Annotated in this window: 24 protein-coding genes and 1 riboswitch; of the genes, 11 read left to right on the forward strand and 13 right to left on the reverse strand. The window is 67.6% G+C overall.

The window, feature by feature from the left end:
- Nucleotides 1–71: 71 nt before the first annotated feature.
- The 5 genes from gcvPB to Y958_RS10550 form a co-directional block, all read right to left on the reverse strand.
- Nucleotides 72–1625 (reverse strand): aminomethyl-transferring glycine dehydrogenase subunit GcvPB, encoded by a 1554-nt coding sequence (gene gcvPB, locus Y958_RS10530; RefSeq protein ID WP_088871940.1) that lies wholly within the window; start codon nt 1623–1625, stop codon nt 72–74.
- Nucleotides 1625–2968 carry an aminomethyl-transferring glycine dehydrogenase subunit GcvPA gene (gene gcvPA, locus Y958_RS10535; RefSeq protein WP_088871941.1) on the reverse strand — a complete coding sequence of 448 codons (1344 nt, stop codon included), beginning with the start codon at nt 2966–2968 and terminating at the stop codon, nt 1625–1627. Before gcvPA ends, gcvPB begins: the two co-directional genes overlap by 1 nt.
- Nucleotides 2968–3342 carry a glycine cleavage system protein GcvH gene (gcvH, locus tag Y958_RS10540; protein WP_040843429.1) on the reverse strand — a complete coding sequence of 125 codons (375 nt, stop codon included), beginning with the start codon at nt 3340–3342 and terminating at the stop codon, nt 2968–2970. The genes gcvPA and gcvH overlap by 1 nt, the downstream gene beginning before the upstream one ends.
- 71 nt (nt 3343–3413) lie before the next feature.
- Nucleotides 3414–4529, reverse strand: a complete 1116-nt coding sequence (gene gcvT / locus Y958_RS10545; protein WP_088871942.1) for a glycine cleavage system aminomethyltransferase GcvT — start codon at nt 4527–4529, stop codon at nt 3414–3416.
- A 224-nt stretch (nt 4530–4753) separates the two neighbouring features.
- Nucleotides 4754–4860: riboswitch (glycine riboswitch) on the reverse strand.
- Between the two features lie 143 nt (nt 4861–5003).
- Nucleotides 5004–5501 carry a hypothetical protein gene (locus Y958_RS10550; RefSeq protein ID WP_088871943.1) on the reverse strand — a complete coding sequence of 166 codons (498 nt, stop codon included), beginning with the start codon at nt 5499–5501 and terminating at the stop codon, nt 5004–5006.
- Between the two features lie 312 nt (nt 5502–5813).
- Here Y958_RS10550 and ispH point away from each other — a divergent pair, with 312 nt between their 5' ends.
- Both ispH and Y958_RS32340 read left to right on the forward strand, forming a co-directional pair.
- Nucleotides 5814–6761 (forward strand): 4-hydroxy-3-methylbut-2-enyl diphosphate reductase, encoded by a 948-nt coding sequence (gene ispH, locus Y958_RS10555; RefSeq protein WP_004272219.1) that lies wholly within the window; start codon nt 5814–5816, stop codon nt 6759–6761.
- Between the two features lie 130 nt (nt 6762–6891).
- Nucleotides 6892–7494 carry a methylated-DNA--[protein]-cysteine S-methyltransferase gene (locus tag Y958_RS32340; RefSeq protein WP_088871944.1) on the forward strand — a complete coding sequence of 201 codons (603 nt, stop codon included), beginning with the start codon at nt 6892–6894 and terminating at the stop codon, nt 7492–7494.
- 127 nt (nt 7495–7621) lie between these two features.
- On the opposite strand, the gene Y958_RS10565 is transcribed toward Y958_RS32340, so the two are convergent.
- From Y958_RS10565 to Y958_RS31940, 3 genes are all read right to left on the reverse strand, one after another.
- Nucleotides 7622–7894, reverse strand: coding sequence for a PspC domain-containing protein (locus tag Y958_RS10565; RefSeq protein WP_186291154.1), 273 nt, complete (start codon nt 7892–7894; stop codon nt 7622–7624).
- Between the two features lie 114 nt (nt 7895–8008).
- Entirely contained in the window at nt 8009–8686 is a 678-nt protein-coding gene (locus tag Y958_RS10570; RefSeq protein ID WP_088871946.1) for a PspA/IM30 family protein, read from the reverse strand.
- 72 nt (nt 8687–8758) lie between these two features.
- Nucleotides 8759–8905, reverse strand: a complete 147-nt coding sequence (locus tag Y958_RS31940; RefSeq protein ID WP_186291155.1) for a hypothetical protein — start codon at nt 8903–8905, stop codon at nt 8759–8761.
- Nucleotides 8906–9203: 298 nt separating this feature from the next.
- Between Y958_RS31940 and Y958_RS10575 the strand changes: the two genes are divergently transcribed.
- Nucleotides 9204–10196 (forward strand): homoserine kinase, encoded by a 993-nt coding sequence (locus Y958_RS10575; protein ID WP_088871947.1) that lies wholly within the window; start codon nt 9204–9206, stop codon nt 10194–10196.
- Nucleotides 10193–10666, forward strand: a complete 474-nt coding sequence (gene rnhA / locus Y958_RS10580; protein ID WP_211098484.1) for a ribonuclease HI — start codon at nt 10193–10195, stop codon at nt 10664–10666. Before Y958_RS10575 ends, rnhA begins: the two co-directional genes overlap by 4 nt.
- A 116-nt stretch (nt 10667–10782) precedes the next feature.
- On the opposite strand, the gene Y958_RS10585 is transcribed toward rnhA, so the two are convergent.
- Nucleotides 10783–11265, reverse strand: a complete 483-nt coding sequence (locus tag Y958_RS10585; RefSeq protein WP_088871948.1) for a peroxiredoxin — start codon at nt 11263–11265, stop codon at nt 10783–10785.
- 313 nt (nt 11266–11578) lie between these two features.
- Between Y958_RS10585 and Y958_RS10590 the strand changes: the two genes are divergently transcribed.
- The 5 genes from Y958_RS10590 to Y958_RS10615 all read left to right on the forward strand — a co-directional run bounded on the left by Y958_RS10590 (nt 11579) and on the right by Y958_RS10615 (nt 21053).
- Nucleotides 11579–12151: a YqgE/AlgH family protein gene (locus Y958_RS10590; protein ID WP_088871949.1), complete on the forward strand. Its 573-nt coding sequence runs from the start codon at nt 11579–11581 to the stop codon at nt 12149–12151.
- Nucleotides 12152–12209: 58 nt separating this feature from the next.
- Nucleotides 12210–13067 carry a DUF3108 domain-containing protein gene (locus Y958_RS10595; protein ID WP_186291156.1) on the forward strand — a complete coding sequence of 286 codons (858 nt, stop codon included), beginning with the start codon at nt 12210–12212 and terminating at the stop codon, nt 13065–13067.
- Nucleotides 13068–13358: 291 nt separating this feature from the next.
- Nucleotides 13359–13871, forward strand: a complete 513-nt coding sequence (locus tag Y958_RS10600) for an NUDIX hydrolase (RefSeq protein ID WP_244909260.1) — start codon at nt 13359–13361, stop codon at nt 13869–13871.
- 415 nt (nt 13872–14286) lie between these two features.
- Nucleotides 14287–20460 carry an autotransporter domain-containing protein gene (locus Y958_RS10610; RefSeq protein WP_145727901.1) on the forward strand — a complete coding sequence of 2058 codons (6174 nt, stop codon included), beginning with the start codon at nt 14287–14289 and terminating at the stop codon, nt 20458–20460.
- 92 nt (nt 20461–20552) lie between these two features.
- The gene (locus Y958_RS10615) at nt 20553–21053 is read left to right on the forward strand and encodes a DUF2199 domain-containing protein (protein ID WP_088871953.1); all 501 of its coding nucleotides are present in this window, start codon (nt 20553–20555) and stop codon (nt 21051–21053) included.
- Between the two features lie 10 nt (nt 21054–21063).
- Here the strand turns inward: Y958_RS10615 and Y958_RS10620 are convergent, their stop codons facing one another.
- The 3 genes from Y958_RS10620 to thrC form a co-directional block, all read right to left on the reverse strand.
- Nucleotides 21064–21654 carry a GNAT family N-acetyltransferase gene (locus Y958_RS10620; protein ID WP_004272455.1) on the reverse strand — a complete coding sequence of 197 codons (591 nt, stop codon included), beginning with the start codon at nt 21652–21654 and terminating at the stop codon, nt 21064–21066.
- A 66-nt stretch (nt 21655–21720) separates the two neighbouring features.
- Nucleotides 21721–22992 carry a M16 family metallopeptidase gene (locus Y958_RS10625; RefSeq protein ID WP_040845151.1) on the reverse strand — a complete coding sequence of 424 codons (1272 nt, stop codon included), beginning with the start codon at nt 22990–22992 and terminating at the stop codon, nt 21721–21723.
- Nucleotides 22989–24410 carry a threonine synthase gene (gene thrC, locus Y958_RS10630; RefSeq protein WP_088871954.1) on the reverse strand — a complete coding sequence of 474 codons (1422 nt, stop codon included), beginning with the start codon at nt 24408–24410 and terminating at the stop codon, nt 22989–22991. Before thrC ends, Y958_RS10625 begins: the two co-directional genes overlap by 4 nt.
- Before the next feature lie 333 nt (nt 24411–24743).
- Between thrC and Y958_RS10635 the strand changes: the two genes are divergently transcribed.
- Both Y958_RS10635 and Y958_RS10640 read left to right on the forward strand, forming a co-directional pair.
- Entirely contained in the window at nt 24744–25307 is a 564-nt protein-coding gene (locus Y958_RS10635) for a hypothetical protein (RefSeq protein WP_145727902.1), read from the forward strand.
- Nucleotides 25304–25879 (forward strand): hypothetical protein, encoded by a 576-nt coding sequence (locus Y958_RS10640; protein WP_088871956.1) that lies wholly within the window; start codon nt 25304–25306, stop codon nt 25877–25879. Before Y958_RS10635 ends, Y958_RS10640 begins: the two co-directional genes overlap by 4 nt.
- 4 nt (nt 25880–25883) lie before the next feature.
- Here the strand turns inward: Y958_RS10640 and Y958_RS31345 are convergent, their stop codons facing one another.
- Nucleotides 25884–26198 (reverse strand): hypothetical protein, encoded by a 315-nt coding sequence (locus tag Y958_RS31345; RefSeq protein ID WP_145727903.1) that lies wholly within the window; start codon nt 26196–26198, stop codon nt 25884–25886.
- Nucleotides 26199–26205: the final 7 nt, after the last annotated feature.

Raw genomic sequence — 26205 nt, forward strand, 5'->3', positions numbered from 1 at the left:
GGGCAGAACCCAAGGATTCCGCCCTTTTCCGAATAATGCTCTGAGGGCCGAAACGACCGCCCCGAACCGTTTTACGCCGCCGGCGGCGTCCAGCGCAGGACTGGCTTGCGCGCCGCGGCAGTCTCATCCAGACGGCGGCGGGGGGTGTAGCGGGGGGCCGCCAGGAAGTGGGCGGCATCGCCCGCCTTGGCCTTGCCCGCCAGGTGCCGCATGGCGCCGACGAACTGGTCCAGCGTGGCCTTGGACTCGGTCTCGGTCGGCTCGATCAGGAAGGCGCCGTGCACGACCAGGGGGAAATACATGGTCATGGGATGGAAGCCTTCGTCGATCATCGCCTTGGCGAAGTCGAGGGTGGTGACGCCCGTGTCCTTCAGGAAGCGGTCGTCGAACAGGGCCTCATGCATGCAGTAGCCGTCGAACGGCACGCTCATCAGATCCTGCAGCCGCGCCTTCAGGTAATTGGCGTTCAGCACGGCGTCGCTGGAGGCCTGGCGCAGGCCGTCGGCGCCGTGGCTCATGATGTAGGCCAGGGCGCGGACGAACATGCCCATCTGGCCGTGGAAGGCCTTCAGGCGGCCGAAGGGCTGGGCGCCCTGCTCCACCTCGCCCTCATGCTCCACCAAGCGGAAGCCATCGGCCCCGTGCACCACGTAGGGCAGTGGGGCGTAGGGGGCCAGCGCGTCCGACAGGACCACCGGGCCGGAGCCCGGACCGCCACCGCCGTGCGGGGTGGAGAAGGTCTTGTGCAGATTGATGTGCATGGCGTCCACGCCCAGGTCCGCCGGGCGCACCCGGCCGACGATGGCGTTGTAGTTGGCGCCGTCGCAGTAGAAATAGCCGCCGGCGGCATGCACCGCGTCCGCGATCTCCTTCACCTGGGGCTCGAACAGGCCGCAGGTGTTGGGGTTGGTCAGCATGATGCAGGCGACGTCGGGGCCCAGCTTGGCCTTCACCGCCTCGACACTGACGCGGCCGTTGGCCTCGGCCGGGATGGCGTCGACGGTGAAGCCGCAGAAGGCCGCCGTGGCCGGGTTGGTGCCGTGCGCCGACTCCGGCACCAGCACGCGGGTGCGGCCGGCCTCGCCCCGGGCCTGCAGCGCGGCGCGGATGGCCATGAGGCCGCACAGCTCGCCATGGGCGCCGGCGGCCGGGGACATGGCCACGGCCGGCATGCCGGTCAGGGTCTTCAGCCAGTGGGCCAGCTGGTCGATCAGCTCCAAGGCGCCCTGGACGGTGGACTGCGGCTGCATCGGGTGGATGTCGCCGAAGCCGGGCAGGCGCGCCAGCTTCTCGTTCAGGCGCGGGTTGTGCTTCATGGTGCACGAACCCAGCGGGTACATCGTACTGTCGATGCCCAGGTTCTTCTGGCTGAGGCGGGTGTAGTGGCGCACCACCGTCGGTTCCGACAGGCCGGGCAGGCCGACGCCCTCACGGGCCTTCAGACCGCCCAGGCGGCTGGCGACGGCCGGGACCGCCTCCAGGTCCACGCCGGTGACGCCGGGGTTGTCCAGTTCGAAGATCAACGGCTCTTCATGCACCAAGGCACGGTTGCCGGTGTAGGTGCCCACGTCGGTGGCCGCCGCCGACTCGACGTCGGGCGTGGTCTTGCGTCCTTGGGTGTTCATCACTGCTTGCCTCCCAGGGCCTGAACGAGGGCGTCCATGTCGTCTTCGGTGGTCGTCTCCGTCACCGCCACCAGCAGCAGGTCGGCGAGGGCCACCTGGCCGGGATGCAGGCGCGAGATCGGCACGCCAGCCAGGATCAGTTCCGCCGCCAGCGTGTCGACCAGGGCCGCCGCGTCGCCCTTCACCTGGACGGTGAACTCATTGAAGAAGCCCTGGTTCAGCACGGTCACGCCGGCCGCGGCCAGCTTGTCCGCCAACTGCACCGCCTTGGCGTGGTTCAGCCGCGCCAGGCCGGTGAAACCCAGCTCGCCCAGCAACGACAGGTGCATGGTGAAGGCCAGCGCGCACAGGCCGGAGTTGGTGCAGATGTTGGAGGTGGCCTTCTCGCGGCGGATGTGTTGCTCCCGCGTGGACAGGGTCAGCACGAAGCCGCGCCTGCCGTCCGCGTCCACCGTCTCGCCGCACAGGCGGCCGGGCATCTGCCGCACGAACTTGTCGCGGGTGGCGAACAGGCCCAGGTAGGGGCCGCCGAAGTTCAGGCCGTTGCCGATGCTCTGGCCCTCGGCCACCACGATGTCGGCCCCCATGGAGCCGGGCGACGGCATCATGCCCAGGCTCACCACCTCGGTCACCACCACGACCAGCAGGGCGCCCTTGGCATGGCAGGCCTCGGCCAGCGGCGTCAGGTCGGCGACATGACCGAACAGGGTGGGGTTCTGCACGACGACGCAGGATGTCTTGTCGTCGATGGCCGCCGCCAGGTCCTCGATCCCCTTGGGGTCGGCCGGCAGGGTCACCAGGTCCACGCCCAGCACACCGGTGGTGGTGGCTGTCACGTCGCGGTAGTGCGGGTGCAGGCCGCCGGACAGCACGGCGCGGTTGCGGCGCGTGACGCGGTTGGCCATCAGCACCGCCTCGGCGCAGGCCGTGGCGCCGTCGTACATGGAGGCGTTGGCCACATCCATGCCGGTGATCAGCGCCACCTGGGTCTGGAACTCGAACAGGTACTGCAGGGTGCCCTGCGTCACCTCGGGCTGATACGGCGTGTAGCTGGTGAGGAACTCACCGCGCGTCAGCAGCTGGTCCACCGAGGCCGGGACATGATGGCGGTAGGCGCCGGCGCCCAGGAAACTGGGGCAGCTGCCGGCGGGCACGTTGCGGGCGGCCAGGCGCGACAGGGCGCGTTCCACCTGCAGCTCGCCCTGGTGCGGGGCCAGACCGGCGATGGGCTGAGTCAGGTGGGCCGCCGCCGGGACATCGCCGAACAGCGCATCCACCGACGGGGCGCCGATGGCCGCCAGCATCTCCTGCCGGTCGGCCTCGGTCAGGGGCAGATACCGCATCAGTGCTGACCTTCCACGAAGGCGTCGTAGGCGGCCTGGTCCATCAGGCCGTCCAGCTGGGCCGGGTTGGCCAGCGTCATCTTGAAGAACCAGCCGGCGCCCTGCGGGTCGCTGTTGACCAGGGACGGGTCTTCGACCACGGCCTGGTTGCCCTCGACCACCGTGCCGTCCACCGGCGCGAACACCTCGCTGGCGGCCTTCACCGATTCCACCACGGCGGCGTCCTTGCCCTTGGTCAGGGCGCGGCCGGCCTCGGGCACCTCGACGAACACCACGTCGCCCAGTTGGCTCTGGGCGAAGGTGGTGATGCCGACGGTGGCGACATCGCCGTCCAGGCTGATCCACTCATGGTCTTCGGTGAAACGGATGGTCATGATTCTGCTCCTCGGGGGAAAGGCGTTCAATGGCAAGGCGGGCCCGGCACGCCCGGGCCGCGCGATCGGAATCAGCCGCGGTAGTAGCGCTGCGGCACGAACGGCAGGGTGGCCACCTTGGCCGGCAGGGCCTTGCCGCGCACGATCAGCGATAGGGGAGTACCGGCGGCGGCGTTGCCGGCGGTGACGTAGCCCATGGCGACGGGGGCGTTGGCGCTGGGGCCGAAGCCGCCGGAGGTGACCTCGCCCACCGTCTGGCCGTTAGCATCCTGAATTTCGGTATGCTCACGCGCGGGCGCCCGGCCCTCAGGCTGGATGCCGACGCGGTAGCGCGCGGCGCCCTCGGCCAGCTGGCGGCGGACGACGGCGTCGCCGGGATAGCCCCCCTCCTCCCGCCGGCGCTTGGAGATGGCCCAGGTCAGGCCGGCTTCCACGGGCGTGGTGGTGGTGTCGATGTCGTGGCCGTAGAGGCAGAGGCCGGCTTCCAGGCGCAGGCTGTCGCGGGCGCCCAGGCCGATGGCCGCCACCTCAGGTTCCGCCAGCAGCAGGCGGGCCACATCCTCGGTGCGGTCGGCATCGATGCCGATCTCGTACCCGTCCTCGCCGGTGTAGCCGGACCGGGCGATGGTCACCGGAATGCCCTTCAGGCTGGCGTTCACCATGGACATGAAGGGCATGGTGGCAACCTCGGGCAGGAAGCGCGCCAGCACGGTGGCGGCCACGGGGCCCTGCAGGGCCAACAGGCCCCGGTCGTCGCCCAGGTACTCGACCTCGATGCCCGGCAGCCCCGCCGTCAGGTGCGCGATGTCCGGCACCTTGCAGGCGGCGTTCACCACCAAGAACAGGTGGTCGCCGCGGTTGGCGATCATCAGGTCGTCCAGGATGCCGCCCTGGTCGTTGGTGAAGAAGCTGTAGCGGATGCGGCCTTCCTTCAGGGCCTTCAGCTCGCCGGGCACCAGCTTTTCCAGGGCGTCGACGACGCCGTCGCCGTGCAGGATGACCTGGCCCATGTGCGACACGTCGAACAGGCCCGCCTGCTCCCGGGTGTGCAGATGCTCCTTCAGCACGCCCAAGGGGTACTGCACCGGCATGTCATAGCCGGCGAAGGGCACCATCTTGGCGCCCAGCTCGCGGTGCAGGGCGTTCAGGGGAGTAACGAGCAGGGGCGAATCGGTTTCACTGGACATAGGCGCTGGGACTCCCGGCGGACGAGTTCCTCCCGCGCGGACGGATTCCGTGCGGGCTCGCCCCCCTCTGTCCCGGACCCTGAGAGATTCACGGGGTGCCCAAATCCTGTCACCAGGAAGGTCCCGCTTACTCCGTCGGTGGGCTTGTGGCCTCGAACACCGGAAATCCACCCCAAGGGGGTGGTCAGGCGTTGCTATGAGGCCGGGCCGCTTTCCAGATGCGCTTCTTCCTCGCGGTCCTTTTGCCTGAGAGTTTCCGGGGGCGGTTGCTCCTTCGGCGCCGGTCCAAGCGGGTAGCCCACAGGGGGCCGGTCTCTCCCGCGAGATGTCATCAGCTTCGCGAGCGCACCCTAATCCAACGGGCCCCAAAAAGTAAAGGCGGGCCGCTGCCCCGCGACCCGCCTTCCCCCTGGTGGTTCCCCGGCCTGGCGCCCCTGCCCGGCCGGTCGAACCTTCACACCGTATTCCCTGCGCTTACTTCCCGGACGCAACCGGCGGCGCCGGCGGCTTGGAATTGAAGCGGATGTTGGCCTCCAGCTGCTCCGGCGTCAGCTGGAAGCCCACCAGCACCTCGTAGTAACGGCCGTCGACTTCCGGGCTCAGCGGGATGAACTGGGTCAGCCGCTCCACCGAACCGCCGCTGCCGGTGCTGACATCCAGCGTGACGTTGTAGGTCTGCTTGGTCAGTATCTTGCGGTCGGCATCGGTGACGGCGACGAAATAGGTCAGCGGCAGCGGGCCGCCGGTGTAGGCCGGACCCGTGCTGGCGCCCACGCGCAGCTCTTCGGTCATGGTGACGCCCTTCTCGGCGTACTCGCAGCGGCCCTCGATGTTGGGCATCACCGCGGTGTAGCTCAACTGGCCGTTGGCGCCGGGCACGCCCACCGACGAAGCGTCGCGCACGATGGCCACGGTCGGGCAACCGGGGCGGTAGCCGACATTCTTGTTGGCGCATGCCGCCAGCGACAGCATGAGAGGCATCCCCAAAAGCAGGGCCAGGCGGCCGCGGGTGCCTTTCCTGGTGGGCGAACCTATATTAGTGTCCGTGTGGATGTTCATTGAAGCGGGGCTCGTCTGGAGTTGGACGCCGGCCGGCGTCGGGGCCCCGCGACAATAGAGAAGCAGCCATACCGGCACAAGACATCGACTGCGCCGTCCCTATATTGAAGGGCGACGAGATTTAACGTAACGGCGCTGGCGATCCACAGACGCGCCGTTTTATGATCCGCCGCCATGATCGGCCCCGTACCCGGGGCTTACCGGAACCGAGTAGACCCAATCACCATGACCAAGCCGACGCTCAACATCCTCCTGGCTTCTCCGCGCGGTTTCTGCGCCGGTGTGGACCGCGCCATCCAGATCGTGGAGGTGGCGTTGCAGCGGTATGGCGCGCCGGTCTATGTGCGGCATGAAATCGTGCACAACCGCTTCGTCGTGCAGGGCCTGGAGGCCAAGGGCGCCATCTTCGTGGAGGAATTGGATGAGGTGCCGGATGGCCGCCCCGTCGTGTTCTCCGCCCACGGCGTGCCCAAGTCCATCCCGGCGGAGGCGGAGAGCCGGCAACTGCTGTATGTCGACGCCACCTGCCCTCTGGTGTCCAAGGTTCATCGCGAGGCGGAACGCCACTTCGCCGACGGCCGCCAGATCATCCTGATCGGCCATGCCGGCCACCCCGAGGTGGTGGGCACCATGGGGCAGCTGCCGCCGGGCGCGGTGCTGCTGGTGGAGTCGGAGGAGGACGTGCGCACCGTCCAGGTGGACGACCCGCTGAACCTGGCCTTCGTCACCCAGACCACCCTGTCGGTGGACGACACGGTGCAAATCGTGGCCGCGCTGAAGGCCCGCTTCCCCGCCATCGCCGGGCCGCGCAAGGAAGACATCTGCTACGCCACCACCAACCGCCAGACGGCGGTGAAGGCCATCGCCGAGAAGGCGGACGCCATCCTGGTGCTGGGCGCGCCCAACAGTTCCAATTCCATGCGACTGGTGGAGGTCGCGGCCAAGCACGGTTGCGTCAATTCCATGCTGGTGCAGCGGGCCACCCAGATCGACTGGTCCATGATGGACAAGGTCAAGGTGCTGGGCATCACCGCCGGCGCCTCGGCCCCGGACATCCTGGTGCAGGAGGTCATCGAGGCCTGCCGTGAGCGTTACGACGTCCAAATCGAGGAAGTCGTGACCGCGGTGGAAAACATCACCTTCAAGCTGCCGCGCGGCTTGGCGGCTGAATAAGTGTTCCTTAGGCGCCGGCTGGCCATCCGGCCCTTGGCTTGTCCTCCGTTTTCAGTCCGCTGCGCTCCCCAAAAACGTCTGGTGGCTGCGGTCGCAGCCTAGGGGCGGTAGTGCGGATGGAGTTCATGGCATGACCGTACGCGCCCACATCCTGTTCGACACCGCCATCGGCGTTTGCGCGCTGGTATGGGGGCCGGATGGGATTGTGGGCGCCCAATTACCGGAGGGCGGGCCTGAACAGGCTGAGGCCCGCCTGGCGCGGCGTTTCCCCGGCGCCGTGGCGGCGGCGGAGCATGACCTGCCGCCCGTGATCAGCGAGGCCCGGGTCCGCATCCGGGCCCTGATGGCGGGGGAGGCGGTGGACATCGCCGACATTCCCCTCGACCTTGCCGGTCTCGATCCCTTCGCCCTTAAGGTTTATGCCGTGACCCGCGCCATTCCGCGCGGGGAGACACTGACCTACGGCACGGTTGCCGGCCGGATCGGCGCGCCGAAAGAGGCGGCGCGGGCGGTGGGCCAGGCGCTGGGCAACAACCCCATTCCCATCCTGATCCCCTGCCACCGCGTGCTGGCGGCAGGCGGCGGCACCGGCGGCTTTTCCGCCCGGGGCGGCATCGACACCAAGTTCCGCATCCTGGCCATCGAGCAGGCCAGGACGGAGGACGAGCCGCCCAGCCTGTTCGACCAATTACCCCTGGCCATCAAACCCCAAGCGCTGAAAACGGGGCGCTGAAAATGGAACCGGCCCCCGCCGCGCTTCCAGGAAACCCTAGCCTATCGGGCCGGGTTCCCGGGGGCGGCGGGGGCCGGTCGGGACGGTCCCCCGCGAACCGTCCGATGGCGTTACCGGGCCGATGCGCTTACCAGTGGGCGCGATAGAAGCTGCGGCTGACGTAGACGTCCTCGCGGTCGGCGTATTCGCTGTCCAGCACCAGGGCCAGGACGCCGTAGACCACCAAGGTGGCGCCGAAGAAGCAGAACAGGCTCAGCACCGTCAGGATGCGGATGAAGGTGGCCGGCAGGCCGGTGTAGCGCGCCAGGCCGGCGCAGACGCCGAACAGGACGGCGCGGCTGGGGTCCTTGGCCAGGCGATGACGGCGCATGGTGGCGGAAATACGCTGAAAGCTCCTCATAATCCCCTCTCCCGTGTTCATAAGGCGCGAGGTGCGCCGGTGTTCAGTAAAGCCAAGCGCCGGGGGCGCTGCGGTCGTGTGCGGGTCGTCTCGAACTTGGCCTTGCGGGCCGGCTTAGCCTTGCGGGTTGGCGCGGCCGGCCACGCGGGCCTTCAGCGCCTCAAGCTCGGCGGTCACCTTGTCGTCGCCCAGGGCGTCGATCTCGGCGGCCAGGCCGCGCGGCTGGCGCCCCATCTCCATGACCTCGGCCTCGCTTTCCAGCAGGTCGATGTCGCGTTGCAGGGTGCCGTAGTGGGACAACGCCTCTTCCAGGCGGTTGTCATGGATCTGGCTGCGCAGGCGCAGGCGGGCGGTGGCGCTGCGATGCCGGGCCAGCAGGGCGCCCTGGCGGGCCCGGGCATCGGCCAGCTTGGCCTCCAGCCGCGCCACGTCGTCGGCGCCCTTGGCCAGGCTATCGCTGATGGCTTGGATTTCGCGCCGGATGGGGTCGGCGGCGTCGGCCAGCCGGGCCTTGGCCACCAGGGCGCCCCGGGCCAGATCCTCGCGGCCCTTGGTCACCGCCAGTTCGGCCTTGCGGTCCCATTCCAGCAGCTCGAATTCCACATCGCGGTAGCGGGCCTCCAGCTCCTTGCGGCGGGCCATGGAGCGCACGGCTTCCGCCCGCACCTCCACCAGCGTGTCCTCCATCTCCTGGATGACCAGGCCGATCAGGCGCTCCGGGTCTTCAGCCCGGTCCAGCATGGCATTCAGGTTGGCATCGATGATGTCGCCGAGGCGGGAAAACAGTCCCATGGCAGGCGTCCTTGAGAGATGAGGCGGTGGCGGACGGAGGCGGTGACGGCAGGCGCTTAGAACAGGCTGGCCTTAAAACGCGCTGAGGATGGCGACCGACAGCAGGGCGGTCACGGCCAGCAGCGGCAGGTGCCGGATGGCGGCGGCCAGGCCCCGGGGGGTGTGGCCGGCGTGGGCGGTGAAGGTCCGGGTGGCGGCGGTCATGGTCAGGTCGGTCATTTCAATCTCCGTGAGCGAAGCTCGGTTGTCTCGGGGGCCGGTCGCCGGTGGCGGTGTCGGCCATGTCCCCTTAAAAGCAACCGGCGTGCCAGTTTCGGACCAAAGCGGTAATTCATTGTTTTTGTTATATTAAATTTTTTGACTTCCATAACAGACGACAACGACGTGACAATTCTCGCCACTAAATCGCCGAACTCGCCACTAGCGTCGCCTGCGCACCGGCGACGGGCCGGAAAAGGCGTGATCCGCCCCGCCGCGACCATTGACCCCGGCCGGGAATCCCGCTACCTCGCAAGGCATGGCCGTCTATACCGAAGTCACCGATGAGGAACTGCGCGCGTTCATCGCCGATTACGCGATCGGCGAGGTGATCTCGTGCAAGGGCATCGCCGAGGGGGTGGAGAACTCCAACTACCTGCTGGTGACGACGGACGGGCCTTACATCCTCACCCTCTATGAAAAGCGGGTGAACCCGGCCGACCTGCCCTTCTTCCTGGGCTTGATGCGCCATCTGGCGGCGCGCGGCATCGTCTGTCCCCAGCCGGTGCCCGGCCGTGATGGCGAGGCCTTGCGCGTGCTGGCCGGCCGGCCGGCGGTGATCGTCACCTTCCTCACCGGCATGTGGCCCCGCCGCATCCTGCCGGAGCATTGCGCGGCCCTGGGCAAGGCCCTGGCCCAGTTGCACCTGGCCGGGGCCGACTACGCCACCCCGCGCCCCAACAGCCTGTCGCTGGACGGCTGGCGCGCCCTGGTGACGGCGACGGCGGACGGGGCCGACGGCGTGAAGCCCGGCTTGAGGGCGGCCCTGGCGGATGAACTGGCCGCCCTGGCATCCCTGTGGCCCGGGCGGGATGGCCGCCCCGGCCTGCCCCAAGGCATCATCCACGCCGACCTGTTTCCGGATAACGTCTTCTTCCGCGACGGCGCCCTATCCGGCCTGATCGATTTCTATTTCGCCTGCAGCGACATGCTGGCCTACGACCTGGCCATCTGCCTGAACGCCTGGTGTTTCGAGCCGGATGGCGCCTTCAACGTCACCAAGTCGCGCCTGCTGCTGGCCAATTACGCCAAGGTGCGGCCGCTGACGGGGGCGGAGGTGGCGGCCCTGCCCCTGCTGGCCCGGGGCAGCGCCCTGCGCTTCCTGCTGACCCGGCTGTATGACTGGGTGAACACACCCGCCGGCGCCCTGGTGAAACGCAAGGACCCGCTGGAATATCTGCACAAGCTGCGCTTCCACCAGCAGGCCCGAAGCCTGGCCGATTACGGCCTGGCGCCAGAGGAATTGACGTGACCGACACTCCCGCCCCCCTGAAGGTTCCCAGCCCGCGTGTGGAGATCTTCACCGACGGCGCCTGCAGCGGCAACCCCGGCCCCGGCGGCTGGGGCGCCATCCTGCGCTGGAACGGCACGGAGCGGGAGCTGAAGGGCGGCGAGCCCGACACCACCAACAACCGCATGGAACTGATGGCCGCCATCCAGGCGCTGGAAACGCTGAAACGGCCGGTGAAGGTGGACCTGCACACCGACAGCCAGTACCTGCGCGATGGCATCACCAAATGGATCCACGGCTGGCGGGCCAAGGGCTGGCTCACCGCCGACAAGAAGCCGGTGAAGAACGTGGATCTGTGGCAGCGGCTGTCGGCCCAGGCCGACCGGCACGAGGTGGTGTTCCACTGGGTGCGCGGCCACGCCGGCCACCCCGAGAACGAACGCGCCGACCAACTGGCGCGGGAAGGCTTGGCGGAAGCGCGCGGGCGTTAGGTCGTTCGCCTCAAACGCCGGCGTGGCGTCACCCGACAAAACCGAGGCCGCGTCGTAAAAAGGCCCGCGCTGGCTGATGGAACCCACGCGGGCCTTTTGGCGTTATCACCTTGGTTTTACAGGTTCTTCAGCACCGCTTCGGCGCTGGACACCTCAAAGGCGCCGGGCTTTTCCACATCCACGCGGGTTACGACGCCGTCGTCGATGACCAGGGCGAAACGCTGGCTGCGGTGACCCAGGTTGTAGGCGGTGCCGTCCATGGTGAGGCCGAGTTCACGGGTCAGCGTGCCGTTGCCGTCGGGCAGCATGAACACCGTGTCGCCCACATCGTTGGCCTTGGCCCAGGCCTGCATCACGAAGGGGTCGTTGACCGCCAGGCAGATGATGGCGTCGACGCCCTTGGCCTTCAGTGCTCCGGCGTTCTGGATGAAGCCCGGCAGATGCTTGGCGGAGCAGGTGGGGGTGAAGGCGCCGGGGACGGCGAACAGCACCACCTTCTTGCCCTTCAGCAGGGCGTCGGTGCTGGTCTCCTGCATGCCGGCTTCGGTCAGGTGCTTGATCGTGACGCTGGGGAAGGTGTCGCCAACCTTGATGGTCATGGTCTGGGGTCCCTTTTGGGTGGTGGACGTTTGGGTTCTAGGCGGGGCACGGAGAATAGGTCATGCCGCCGGCCGGAAATGGTTCTGGTCACCCGTGGTTCTATGTCCCGGAAGGCCGAACGGGCAAGGGAAACGGATGTCCCCCCTTGTCACCCGGGTTCGCCGCGCAATATGACCAGAATGAAGCCTGTTCCCCCTGGCGAGCGGAAGCGACGGCGCGTGATGCCCATGTTAGGCTGAACGACAGGGACAGGCTGTAGGACAGTGCCGGCCATGTGGGCCGGCCCCGATGTGAAGAGGGAAGGCGCCGGCCATGAAGGACACCACCATCCGACGTTTCCTGACCGGGCAACTGCTGGTCGCGATGCCGTCCATGCCCGATGAGCGGTTCGCCCGAACCGTGATCTATGTGTGCGCCCATACCGACGATGGTGCCATGGGCCTGGTGATCAACCGGCTGTTCGACGGCATCGACGCCGGTGGCCTGCTGGAACAACTGGGCATCGATGGCGGCGACCCCGACGACCGGCTGCGCGTGCACTTCGGTGGGCCGGTGGAACCCGGCCGGGGCTTCGTGCTGCACAGCACCGACTACCAGCGCGAAGGCACGCTGAAGGTGGAGGATGAGGTGGCACTGACCGCCACGGTGGACATCCTGCGCGCCATCACCGAGGGGCGCGGGCCCCGCCAGTGCCTGCTGGCCCTGGGCTACGCCGGGTGGGCCGCCGGCCAGCTGGACCAGGAGATGCAGGCCAACGGGTGGCTGCATGTCCCGGCCGATTCCACCCTGCTGTTCGATGACGACATGGACACCAAGTGGGAGCGGGCCATCGCCAAGCTGGGCGTCAGCCTGCCCATGCTGTCGGCGGAGGTGGGGCACGCCTGATCAGGCACCCCAGTCGGCCGCCTTGCCGCTGCCATCTTCCGACCAGAGGATGGGCGTCATGAAACCCTCCACCCACCCGCTGAGCCTGCACGCCTCCCTCCTGACACTGCTGCTGGCGTTGCCGGCCAGCGCCGGCGCGGCGGAGGCCCCCCAGCATCTGCGGCTGGGCTACGACGTCTATGTCGGTGGCCTGAAGCTGGGCCGCATGACCCTGGAGACGGACATCAAAGGCGAGGACTATCGCGTCAGCGTGGCGGCGGAGGCCGGCGATATGCTGGCCCGCCTGATCAAATGGTCCTACACCGCCGAGGCGGAGGGCGCGTTCGGCGGCGTTCACGGCGTGGCGCCCCTCCACTTCCACAGCCTGCGCACGCTACGTGACAAAAGCTGGGACGCCACGCTGAGCTACACCGCCCCCTACGGCGCCCGCGACACCGCGGTCAGCTTCACCCAGACGCCACCGCCCTCCCCCGAGGACGCTGGCGCCGTGCCCCTGGACCAGCGCCCCGGCACCGTCGACCTGCTGAGCGCCGCGGCCGCCATCAGCCGCCATGCGGAGGGGGGTGACTGCGCCAGCCGCCTGCCCGTCTATGACGGCCGCCGACGTTATGACGTGGTGATGGAAAGCCGGCCCGGCCGGCATATCGAAAAGTCGGACTATACGGTGTTCGAGGGCGACGCCATCGGTTGCCATGTCGCCATCGTGCCGGTGGCGGGCTTCAGGCCGGCCGGCCGTGGCAGCCAGAACTTCTGGACGGCGGCGCCGGACGGCAAGCCGCGCGGCTTCGACCTGTGGGTCGGACGGCCGATGCCGGGCGGACCGGTGGTGCCCGTGCGGCTGGAGGCGGGGGAGCTGTTCTTCACCCACGTCGTGGGCCATTTGGCCCAGGTTGAGGTGGTGCCGCAGCAGCCCTGACCCGCAAAGTCTCGAGTCGCCGCCTTCCCCCAGTGCCCAGCGCAAACGGCCTGGGCTGCCATGCCGCAACCCGCCTCGGTTTCCAGTGTTTTGATTGACCATCTGGTCAGGATAGGTCGAACGACGCCGCATCGGCCATATAGGCCGGCACACCAGGTTATTCGGTGTAGGGGACTGAAAACGTTTACGGCTTGGCAACCGTTCGGGGATTATATGAAACAAGGCCGCTGGTGTACGATGGGGAGCCATCTTATATCCAGCGATGCCCTGGCAACGCCGCCCGATATCTCTTTGGATCAACCCCGTTCGACAAGGTGTCATCCCCTGCCCCACGCCGCCCCCATCCTCGTTTCGGAACCGCCGAGCACATCCTGCGAGGCCACGGAACGCCAATACGCCGCCATTCCCGTCCGCATTCGCGACGGGCACCTGCAGGTGATGCTGATCACCTCGCGGGAGACGCGGCGCTGGGTGGTGCCCAAGGGCTGGCCGGAAAAGAAGCTGAACGCGCGCGGTGTCGCGGCGAACGAGGCATTCGAAGAGGCGGGCCTGATCGGCACCATCCATAAGAAGCCACTGGGCACCTTCCACTATTTCAAGGTCATGCCCTCCGGCAAGCGCCTGCCCTGCGCCGTGGACGCCTATCTGTTCGAGGTGGAGCGGGAGTTGGAGGATTGGCCGGAAAAGCACCAGCGTGAACGCCGCTGGGTCAGCCCCTCGCAAGCGGCCCTCATGGTGGCCGAGGGCGGCTTGGTCAGCATCCTGCTGTCGCTGGCCAGCATGGCGGTGGACGAGGAAGGCTGACGCCGAGTCCCCGCCAGCGCGGGGCTGCGTTTCCCGCCTAAGCGGCGACGGACGGCCGCCAAGCGCCCCACTCGCTACAAACGTAGCGCCGGGGTGCCCTTGGTCAGCCGGAGTACCCCTTTGGCTAAGGGCGCGGTCAGAAATTTACAAAAATGAATTAACAAATTACCCACCCTCCCGATAAGCTAGATCAAAATGCATAGGGAATGGTGTGACAGTCCATGGTTGATGCCGGCTACTACCCAGCGGGAAAGCCATCTCGCGCGGCGTCGCGCACCTTGTCACGTTACCGCCTAGCTGCCCCCCGCACGGGGCCGAAATTATTCCTCACCCTTTAAAACACGACCGTCCCGGCGCGCCATCGGCCCCGGGCCCTCTCTTTACGCCAAATCCATATTGCCAGGAGCTTTCCCGCATGCGCGCCTCTGCCCCGAACCGTACCAAAGCCCTGCTGCTGGGCGCGTCCGTCCTGGCGCTCGCCACGTCGTGGCAGTACCCCGCGCGGGCAGACATCAACGTTACGGGCACGTCTGCGGCCGTGACCATCACTTCGGGCAATCTGGCGAACAGCGGCACCATCAGCAGCAGCACGTTCGTCCCCGCAGTCAACGCCTCCGGCTCCATAGGAACAATTTCCAACACCGGCACCATCAAGCTGACAGGTCCTTATTACGGGGCCTCCGACGTCGGCATGACCATCCATGGCGCCACCATCAATGGCACCTATCAACCCGCCACGATTGGACTGCTGAGCAACGCCGCAGGCGCTGTCATCCAAGGCGGCTCCTCAAGCCTTCGCATCCAGGGGGCCACCATCGGTACCATTGAGAACAATGGCACCATCAGACCCTTCCCAACTCCCTACTTCTTATTGGGGATTGGCCTCGACGGCACCGCCCGGATGGCGAGCAACTCGACCCTGGAAACAGTAAACGTCGGCACCCTGACAAATGCCGGCGTTATCATCTCATCCGTCAGCTTCGCCGGCAGCACGATCGGCACCCTCATTAATTCAGGCACCATCGACCCGGGCAGCTCTTTTTATAACGCGGCGATCACCCTTGGAAACACGACCTCCGGTTCTTATTATTATAATGGATCGACTTATGTCTATCAATCTTCAGTAGTTTCCCAGGGCCAGGCGGGGACCGTTATTAACACTTCCAGCGGAACTATTCTCGGCAGTGTGCTGATCAATGGCGGCACCGTAGGAATGTTCGACAATGCCGGCAAGATCACCGGCTCCATCACGGGAGCGCAAGCCACGATCGGCAGCCTTCATAATGAGGCGGGCGGAAGTCTGGTGGGGGTCAGCCTGACCGGCGGAAGCATCGGCAGCTTCGTTAACAGCGGCACGATCGCGCCTGATCCCAACAGCTATTATTTCTACAACACCCTCGTCAACTTGGGGGCGAGCATCTTTTACACCGGGTCCGCCACGGCCATAACGCCCAGCACTATCGGCACGATCGACAACCAGGCCGGCGGCACCATCGCCGGGGGCTTGTACGCGGAAGGCTCGACGATCGGGACGTTCAACAACGCCGGCGGCATTGGCGGGGGTGCCAATCTCGGCGCCTACATCAATTACGGGTCCAACACGACCGTCGTGTCCAGCAGCATCGGCACCATCAACAACCAGGCCGGCGGCACCATCTCGGGGGGCTTGGCCGCCGTGGCGTCCACCATCGGCACGTTCAACAACGCCGGCCTGATCAGCGGCGGCGTCAACCTGGGCGTCGCGACCCCCTACACCTATTCCAGCACCGGGACGGGCTACCGCTATGTCTACGGTGCGGTGACCTCCACCATCGGCCAGCTGACCAACGCGGCCGGCGCCACGATCACCGGCGGCAGCGGCCTGACGGCGACCGGCGCCTCCATCGGCACCCTTACCAACGCCGGCATGATCCAGGGCAGCGTGAACCTCGGCGGGGCCAGCACTTCCACCTTCAGTTCCAACGGGACGACGTACAGCAGCACGTATTCCAGCGTGGACTCCACCATCGGTACGCTGATCAACAAGGCCAACGCCAGCATCACCGGTGGCGTCTACATCGGCGGCACGCTGGGAACGTTCGACAATGCGGGCATGATCGGCTCCATCGGCACCTACATCTACAACTCCTATGGCCTGAGCTTAATCGGCAACTCCAAGGCCAGCGTCATCAGGAACGAGACGGGTGCCACCCTCGGCGGTCTGAGCCTGGACGGTACGGACGTCGGGACGCTGAGCAACAGCGGTCTCATCGAGAGCCTGAACAACGCCGCCATCACCGGCGGCCCCAAGTCCTCTTACAACTATGCGACGTCGTCCTATGAGTATTCGGCGGCCAGCATCGGTACACTGTCCAATGCGGCCGGCGGCACCATCCAGGGTTACTATGGCGGCATCCTGTATCAGGGCACCATCGGAACGCTGATCAATGATGGCCTGATCGCCGCCACTCTAGGCAGCGGCGTTACGGTGTCCGGCAATTTATATTATAATTACAGCGCGGTGCAGAACGTCTACAGCGTTACCTATGTCAGCGGACAGATCGATACCCTGACCAATAGCGCTTCCGGAACGATCACGGGCGCCACGGGGGTCCAGCTGACAGGCGCCAGCCACATTGGCACCCTTAGCAACGATGGCTTGATCCAAGGATCGACCAACGGCGGCGTCGAGATTGGGTATTACTATTATGGTGCCGGTTCCATCACACCGGCGCTTGATACCCTGGTCAACGGGACCACGGGCACCATCGCCGGGGGCTACGCAGGCGTCTTTGTCTCGTCGGGCACGCTGGCGACTTTGGTGAACCGCGGCCTGGTCACGGGCACGCAGGGGGCCATCGTAGCCAGCAACCTGAATGCCTACGCCACCATTACCCCCTCTATTAGCCAAATCATCAACCTCGGAACCCTGACCGCCACCGGTGCTGCGCAAGCCTCCTCGACTTCCGGGACGGCCGTCATCTTAAGCAGTGTCAACGTCGGCACCCTTTCCAATAGCGGCCTGATTTCTGGGGCGATGGCCCTTTACACGTCCGCCATGACGCTGAACAACAGCGTGGCGGTGGGCACCGTCGGCCTGATTGACAATCTGGCGGGTGGCTCGCTTATCGGCACCGGCTCTCAAGCGGCCGTCATGCTTAACGGGCCGGTGGGGACCCTGCGGAACGCTGGGCTGATCGCCGACCAAAGCACCTCCCCCCTCGCCTCCGCGGTCGCCGTGCTCGGCGGCACCCTGGGCACCCTGCTCAATCTGGCGGCTGGCACCATCACCGCGCCGGGGGCCGGCCTGAGGGTTTCGGGCACCATCGGCGCCGTTGACAACCAGGGCGTGATCCGGGGGGGCGCCGCCGCGGTCAGCCTGGGCCAAACGTCCACCTATTCCAGCACAGCGGCCACCCATTCCGGCAGCATTGGGACGCTGAACAACAGCGGGGTCCTTGGGGGCGGCGTGAATGGCGTTCAGGTGGCGGGCCGGATCGACGCGCTGGCCAACAGCGGCACCATCACCGGCGGAACAGGGGACGGCGTCCACAACATCGGCTCGGTAACGTCCTCCACCATCCTTTATAACTATCTGCCCAACAGCTTCTATTGGGGCTACACCACCATCAGCACGGTGAGCAGCCGAGGCGGCACCATCGGGACGCTGACCAATGTTGGGCTGGTCACCGGTGGCCAAAGCGGCATTGTCAATGGCATGACGGGGACAAGCACCCTGTCCACCGTGACATCCACCTATTATAGCGGCCCGCAGACGGTGGCCAGTTCGGTGGTCAGCACCATCGGCCCCATTGGCGGCACCATCGGCACGCTGCTCAACGCTGGCACCATCCTGGGCACGGCGGCCGCCGGCATCGACAATGGCGCCGCCGCCGCCGTCATCGGCACCCTGGTCAACAGCGGCCTGATCCAGGGCAGCCAGACGGGCCTCATCAACGCCGGCACCGTCGGCACCCTGATCAACAGCGGCACCATCACCGGCGCCGTGGCGGCCATCCGTGACAGCGGCACGCTGGGCCCGGTCAGCAACACCGGCGTTATCGCCGGCAACATCATCCACACCGCCGCCACGGACCTGGCCATCACCGGCGGCAGCGGCACCACGTTCGGCACCCTGACGGGCGTCGGCGGCGCCCGTGGTACCTTGTCCAGCACGGCCAGCAATGTGACCCTGGCCGGCAACATCGTGCTGAACGACAGTGTCAGCATCGCCGGCCACACCTTGGTGGAGAATGGCGGCAGCCTGGTGCTGACGGCCCCCACCACCATCACCGGCAACTATGCCCAGACGGGCGGCACGCTGACGGCTGTGGGGACCGGCAGCACGGTGGGCAACCTGCAGGTCAGCGGCGGCGCCAGCATCAGCGGCGCCACCGTGGTGCTGACCTCGCAATACGCCTACGGCCTGACCAGCGGCGCCAGCTACACCATCGTGGCGGCCGGCGACGCCGCCTCCAGCTACACCAGCGTGACCGCGCTGGCCCCGGGCTACAACTCCACCACCGTCACCAGCACGGTGGTGGGCGGCCAGACCGACCTGATCGTGAGCATCGGCGCCAGCAGCCTGACGGCCGGCGGCACGGCCACCATCGCCGGCGGCGCCGGCGTGCTGGACCAGATGACGGGCGGCACCCTGGCCATCACCGGCGGCACGCCCACGGTCGGATCCATCGCCGGTGGCACGCTGACCCAGACCAGCGGTTCCGCCAGCCTGGGCACCGTCACGGGCGGCACCATCGCGCTGGCCGGCGGCAGCGCCACCCTGGGCACCATCAGTGGCGGCACCCTGACACAAAGCGCCGGGTCAACCATCACCGGCACCACGGCGGTGCAGGTCCAGGGCGGCAGCCTGAACCTGGGCGGTACAGTGCAGGCGCCCCTGGCCGTCAACGGCGGCCTGGTGGCCCTGAACGGCACGGCCTCCGGCCCCGTCACCGTGGGCAGCGGCGGTACCCTGCGCGGGTCCGGCGTCATCACCGGGGCGGCCACCGTGGCCGGTGTGCTGCGCCCCGGCAACTCGCCCGGCACCCTGACCTTCACCAATGGCCTGACCCAGGCCGCGAAGTCGGTGCTGTCCATCGACATCGACGGCACAGGCACCGGGGCCGGCTACGGCAACTACTCCCGCGTCCTGGTCACGGGCGGCAGCTACGTCATCGGCTCCGGCGCCACGCTTCAGCCCAACCTGCGCGGCATGACGGGCAAGGCCTCCAACACCTACACCCCCGGCCTGGGCACGGACTTCACCATCGTGCAGGCCGCCGGCGGCGTGTCCGGCACCTTCGCCGGCATCACCCAGCCCAGCAGCGGCTTGCTGGCTGGCACGCAGTTCACAGCGCTGTACGGCAGCAACGCCATCGACCTGTTCGTCACCCCCACCTACGGCTCCCTGGCCAGCCTGGGCGCCAACGCCAACCAACAGACCATGGGCCGCGTGGTGGCGGGGCTGAGCAGCACCGGCAACGCTGACCTCGGCACCGTGCTGAAGGCCCTCTACGGCCTGCCCACGGTGGGCGCGTCGCTGGACGCCCTGGCCCAGATCGGCGGCAGCAGCCAGGCCAACATCGTCGCCTACAGCCTGAACCGGGGCCTGGCGGTGACGCAGGTGCTGGGCCAGCGCCTGGCGGCGGTGCGCGACGGCGTGGCCGGTGGCATGCAGGGCACGATGCAGGCCCAGCTGGTGGGCCGCACCCTCTACACCAGCGTCGCCAGCGGCGGCGATGGCGCCCCGGTGGGCGATGAGCGGGGCGCGGCGGCCGGCTCGGCACCGCAGGAGGGCTGGCACTTCTGGGCCCAGGGCCTGGGGGCGTTCACCCGGGTGGACAGCGACGGCAACGCCGCCGGCGGCCACAGCAACACCGGCGGCGGCCTGTTCGGCGGCGACCGGGCGGTGGCGCCGGGCGTGACCGTGGGCCTGGCCGGCGCGCTGCTGCAAAGCACCTCCGGCGGCGCCAACGAGACCAGCAGCTATGGCCTGTCGGCCTACGGCAACGTCGACCTGGGGGATGGCCTGTTCGTCACCGGCAACGCCGGCTACACCTACGACCAGTACGACACGGCGCGGACCATGGGCTTCGGCGGCCTCAGCCGCACGGCCTTCGGCCACACCACCGGGGACGAGCTGTCAGCGGGTGTCACGGCCGGCTACCGGGTGCGGGTGTCCAACCTGACCTTGGAGCCCCAGGCCGGCATCCAGTGGCTGAAGGTGGCCCGCGACGGCTTCACCGAGACGGGCGCCGGCGCCCTGAACCTGGTGCTGCAGGACCTGGACGCCACCGCGCTGCAGAGCAGCGTGGGCGGCCGCGCCTCGGCCAGCTGGAAGACGGACGGCGGCACGGTCATCACCCCGGTCCTGCGGGCAGCCTGGCTGCACGACTTCCGCGACCGGGCGCTGACCAGCCAGGCCGCGCTGGCGGGCACCGCCTTCGCCGTGACCGGCCCCGACACCGGCGCCAACGCGCTGGGCATCGGCGGCGGGCTGACCCTGCAGGAAGGCAACAACCTGAACCTCTACGCCAACTATGACGGCACGCTCCGCCGGCACGAGACCGACCACGTCTTCACCGCCGGCTTCCGCCTCAGCTGGTAAGGCGGAAACAGGCGCGCTCGTGACAACGGCCCGGGTGGCATCCACCCGGGCCGTTGCCATATCCTGAGGGCACAACGGCGAGGGAAACGGGCATGAGCGAGGCGTTCGTCTGCAGTGTTTGCGGTCAGACCCATGAGGGCTTGCCCACCCAGTGGGCCTGGAAGCTGCCCGATCTGGTCTGGGCCATTCCCGAGGGCGACCGCGAGAGCGCCGCCGATTTCACCGAGGACGTCTGCGCCTACGACGGGCGCTTCTTCATCCGCTGCGTCCTGCCCATCCCCTTCACCCACCAGGCGGACTTCTTCGGCTGGGGCGTATGGGCGGAGGTGGGGCGTTCGACCTTCCTGCGCTATCTGGATTTATACGAGGCGGACGGTAGTACGGAACCGCCGCTGCCCGGCACGCTGGCCAACGTCATCAGCCTCTACGGCGCGCCACTGGGACAGCCGGTGCTGATCCAGTTCGGCACCGCCAGCGAGCGGCCCATGCTGCGCCTCACCAACGACGACATGTCGCCGCTGGCGCGGGAACAGCGAGCAGGCATGGGTGCCGACCGGCACCATGAGATCCTGAAGGCGCTGGGGGCCCTCTAGCTGGAAAGCGCTAACCGCGCCAGTCGTCGCGCAGGATGCCGTACAGCACATGGTCGGCCCAGCGGCCGTCGATGCGCAGATAGCCCCGGGCATAGCCCTCGCGCACGAAGCCCACCTTTTCCAGCAGGCCCTGGCTGGGCTGGTTGGTGGGCAGGCAGGCGGCCTCTACCCGGTGCAGGCCCAGTTGGCCGAAGGCGAAGCCCAGGCTGGCCTTGGCCGCCTCGCTGGTATAGCCGCGCCGGGCGTAGGGCTTACCCACCCAATAGCCCATGGTGGCCATCTGGGCCACGCCCCGGCGGACGTTGGACAGGCCGATGCCGCCCACCAGCCGGTCGCTGGAGCGCTCGAAGATCAGGAAGCTGTAGGCCTCGTCATTGCGCCATTCCGCCGTGTGCCGGCGCACCCGGCGCAGAAAGGAAGAGCGCAGCAGGGCGTCGGCCGGCCAGGTGGGTTCCCACGGGGCCAGGAAGTCCCGGCTGCGTTCGCGCAGATCGGCCCATTCCCGCCAATCCTTGACCTGGGCCGGGCGCAGGTACACCTGCGGCCCGTCCAGGCGGATGGCCGGTGTGCTCAGGATATCGGCATGTAACAGCCGTATCACCGCCTCAAGCCCCTCCCTACCCCCATCGCCGCCGCCCCCACCGTTACCGGCCCCATCGTTATCGGTTCAGTGGCCCAGCCGGGCCCGGATGCGGTCATACGATTCCAAGCCGGCCAGCGGCCCCAAGGCCGTCACCACCGGCACACTCTCCAACAGCCGGCGGGCGCACCGTTCCACGGCGTCCACATCCACCGCGTTCACCCGGGCCAGCATCTCCGCCACCGGGATGGGGCGGCCGTGGATCAGCATCTGCTGCCCTACCTGCTCGCACCGCGCCATGCTGCTTTCCAAGGCCATGACCAGGCTGGACTTCAGTTGGGCGCGGGCGCGCGCCACCTCATCCTCGCGGATGCTGCCCACCAGGTTGGCGACCTCGCCACAGACCACGGGCACCAGTTCCGCCACCTGCTCCGGCCCCGTGCCGGCATAGATGCCGAACAGGCCCGTCTCGGCGAAATGGCTGGCGAAGCTGTAGATGCTGTAGACCAGCCCGCGCTTCTCCCGCACCTCCTGGAACAGGCGGGACGACATGCCGCCACCCAGGAGGGTGGACAGCACCTGCGTCGCGTAGTTGTCCTCGTGGTGGACGCCCACCGCCTCGAATCCCAGCACGACGTGGGTCTGTTCCAGGTCGCGCTCGTCACGGAAATCGCCGCCGTGATAGCTGGCCTTTTCCTGCGGCCAGTCCCGATGCTCCGGCAGGGCGCCGAACATCTCGGCCGCCATGTCCACCATGCGGGCATGCTCAATTCGGCCGGACGCCGCCACCACCATGGCCGGGCCGGAATAATGACCCTGCACATAGGCGTTCAGGTCATCGCGGCTGAGCCTCTCCACGATTTCCGGCAGGCCCAGCACCGGGCGGCCCAGCGCCTGGCCGGGAAAGGCCGTCGCCTGGAAATGGTCGAAGATGATGTCGTCGGGCGTATCCTCGGCCTGGCCGATTTCCTGCAGGACGACCGTGCGCTCCTTGGCCAGCTCGTCGGCGTCCAGGCTGGCGTGCTGCACCATGTCCGCCACGATGTCCAGGGCCAGGCCCGCATCCTCCTTCAGCACCTTGCCGTAATAGGCCGTGTGCTCCCGCGTGGTGTAGGCGTTCAGGTGGCCGCCCACATCCTCGATCTGCTGGCTGATCTGATAGGCGTCGCGCTTGGGCGTGCCCTTGAACAGCATGTGCTCCACCAGGTGGGCGACGCCGTTGACCTCGGGCGCCTCGTCCCGGGTGCCGACGCCCACCCAGACGCCCAGCGACACCGTCTCCACCCCGGCCATGCTGTCGGTGACGACGCGCAGGCCGTTGTCCAGCGTGGTGACCTGGATTCCGCCCCCGTCGCTCATCGGGCGGCTCCCGTAACGCGAGATTTGGAGCGCACGAAGGCTTTCACCGCCTCGACGTCGTTGGGCAGCACGGACACCCGCTCCTCCCGTTCATAAAGGTCGGCCAGATGGCGGGGCAGCGGCGGGTGCATACCGGTGGCGGCCTTGACCGCGTCCGGGAACTTGGCCGGGTGGGCGCAGGCCAGCGACACCAGCGGCACCTCGGCGGGCACGGTGCCAGCGGCGCGGGCCTGGGCGGCGGCGTGCACGCCCACCGCCGTGTGCGGGTCCAGCAGATAGCCTGTGGTCTGGAACACCCGGCGCATGGTTTCCGCCGTCTCATGCTCATCGGCGCGGAAGCCGTCGAACAGGCCCCGCGCCTCGGCCAACTGGCGCTCATCCACCGTGAAGTGGCCGCTGGCGGCGAAGCCGTCCATAACGTTCGTCACGGCGGCACCGTCGCGGCCCAGCAGGTCGAACAGCAGGCGCTCGAAGTTGCTGGACACCTGGATGTCCATGCTGGGGCTGATGGTGGGAACCACGCCGTTGGTGGCCATGGTGCCGGACTGGAAGAAGCGGGTCAGGATGTCGTTGCTGTTGGTGCCCACCACCAGGCGCTGGATGGGCAGGCCGATGGCCCGGGCGCCATAAGCGGCGTAGACGTTGCCGAAGTTGCCGGTGGGAACGGAGAAGGCCACCGGCCGGTCCGGCGCGCCCAGAGCCACGCCCGCCGCCACGTAGTACACCACCTGGGCCAGGATGCGGGCCCAGTTGATGGAGTTGACGGCGGAGATGTTCAGCTCATCCCGGTAGGCCTGGTCATTGAACAGGGCCTTCACGATGGCCTGGCAGTCGTCGAAGGTCCCTTCCAACGCCACGTTGTGCACGTTGGGCGACAGCACGGTGGTCATCTGCCGGCGCTGCACCTCGGACGTGCGGCCCTTGGGGTGCAGGATGACGATGTCCACCAGCTCACGATCCCGGCAGGCCTCGATGGCGGCTGAACCGGTGTCGCCCGAGGTGGCGCCCACCACGGTGATACGACGGCCGCGCTTGGCCAGCACATGGTCGAACAGGCGGCCCAGCAGTTGCAGCGCCACATCCTTGAAGGCCAGGGTGGGGCCGTGGAACAGCTCCAGCACCCATTCCTCCTGCCCCAGCTGGGTCAGGGGGGTGACGGCGGCGTGGGCGAAGCTGCCATAGGCGTCATGCACCAGGGCACGCAACTCATCCTCGGAAATGGCGCCGCCCATGAAGGGGGCCATCACGCGGGTGGCCAGCTCGCCATAGCTGAGGCCACGCAGGGCGCGCAAGGCGCTGGCGTCGAAGGCCGGCCAGGCCGCCGGCACATACAGGCCGCCGTCACGGGCCAAGCCCGCCAGCAGCGCATCCTCAAAGCCCAAGGCCGGCGCCCGGCCCCGCGTGCTGATATAATCCACCCTAGGCATCCATCCCTTGGCTCAACTCGAACCCCTACAGTAGCCAGTGGCGCCAAGGTCCCGCAAGCCCGCCAGCCCCCCATGGAAACATGGGTGATTCGCACGGGAAGACCAGCGGCGTGTCAAGGCCCCGGCGCGGCGTTCCAGGACATCCAATTTTCCCGGAAATGACACTTGGAAACCGCCTCCGGTTGCGCTGCAATAGAACCGACGGCCGGGGCTTGCCCCCGCCGTTCAATAGCAACATTCCCCGCCAGGATGGACCGGACGAGGCATCGTTCCGGAACGCCGTGGGGTCTTCGAGATGGGGCGGTCCGCGGCACCATGGGGCTGATGCACGCGATCACGCTGGCCGGCACCCTGGCGGTGGTGGCGGGCCTGATCATCCTGGTTCTGGGCAAGTTGGGCGAGGCGGCGGTGGAACGCCAGCCGGACTTTCGCCGTGCCCTCAGCCGCCTGCCCCTGGGTGCCCAGATCGAGAATCGGCTGGAGGGGCGCGAGGCGGAGCTGCGCACCGAGCTGACGGCCCTGCAAGCCGCCCTGGGCGAGGCGCGCCGCCGCCGCTACGCCCTGGACAAGGACCTGGAGGACGCGCGCCGCAGCGCCCAGGCCCCCGTGCGCGTGGTGGGGCGTGAGGATGCCGGCCTGAACCGCTTCGTCGCCTGGATGGTCAACCGCCTGGTGCAGCAGGCCCAAGGCGACACCAAGACCGCCGTGGCGCTGGACCCGGAATGGGCCGGCCCGCAGATGATCGAGGTATGGTCGGAAAACCTGGCCGACGCCCGCCGCGACCTGCAGCGCTATTTTCCCGCACCCTTGGGCTATGTGCTGTTGAGCATCCAGCTGGCCAACAGCGGCAAGGCCGACGCGGCCGCGCAAAAGGAGAGCACGGCATGATCGCCTTGATGCTGACCCTGCTGGCTGTGACGGTCACGGCAGGCCTGACCGGGGAACGCGCCTGGACCCGCGTCAGCGAGGCCAAGGCCCGCCGCCGCCAAGCCCTGAACCGGCAGCGTGAACAAAGCCAGCGCATCCGCCGCCTGGCGCGCGCCACCTACAGCCTGAAGCAGCAACGCCGCCACATCCAGCTGACCATGGAGACATTGCAGGACGAATGCGCGCGGCTGGAGCAGGACATCAAGCGCATCGCCCGCCCGGAAAACCGCATCTTCGTGCTGGAGGAACGCCGCAACCCCGCCGACGCCGCCTGGATCGCCACGGTGGAAGTGGGCGGCACCGTCGCCGACAACGCCCTGCCCGCCGCCGTGCCGTGGCAGCGCCGCCGCTTCCTGCTGTGGGCCGGCGATGATGAGGGCGCGCGGGCCCGGCTGGAGCGGCGCTTTCCCCATGGCAGTGGCTTCCGCGTCAGCCAGCTGATGCTGCGCCCCAACCACGCCGCCCCGCCGGCCGCCACCAGCGGCGGGCTGGAAACGCGGGCGGCGAAGGCGGCTCGCATTGCGGCGAGTTAGCCGATCAATCCTCTTTCAAATAGTAATCCGTTATCGTGCAACTGGAAGAATCATAGGTTACGCCTATCTTCTTCCCTGTAACTTTAGCAGTCATAACGGTCGACCAAAATCTTTCTATCAAATCAGCGGATGCGGTGCTGGGCAGGTTGAGCTGACCATTTGGGCATTGACTAGCGGACGTGAACCAGACGACCACGTGGGGTATGTAATCTTGCAGCCGCCATTTTGTGGGTACTTCCTCGACAAAACCCGACGCCGCATAAGATGCAGCAGGGAAAAATAAGAAAGACACGGCTAATAGGCCGACAATTTTCTTCATAAAGCCC

The organism is Nitrospirillum viridazoti CBAmc, assembly GCF_000730165.1.
GTDB lineage: Bacteria > Pseudomonadota > Alphaproteobacteria > Azospirillales > Azospirillaceae > Nitrospirillum > Nitrospirillum viridazoti.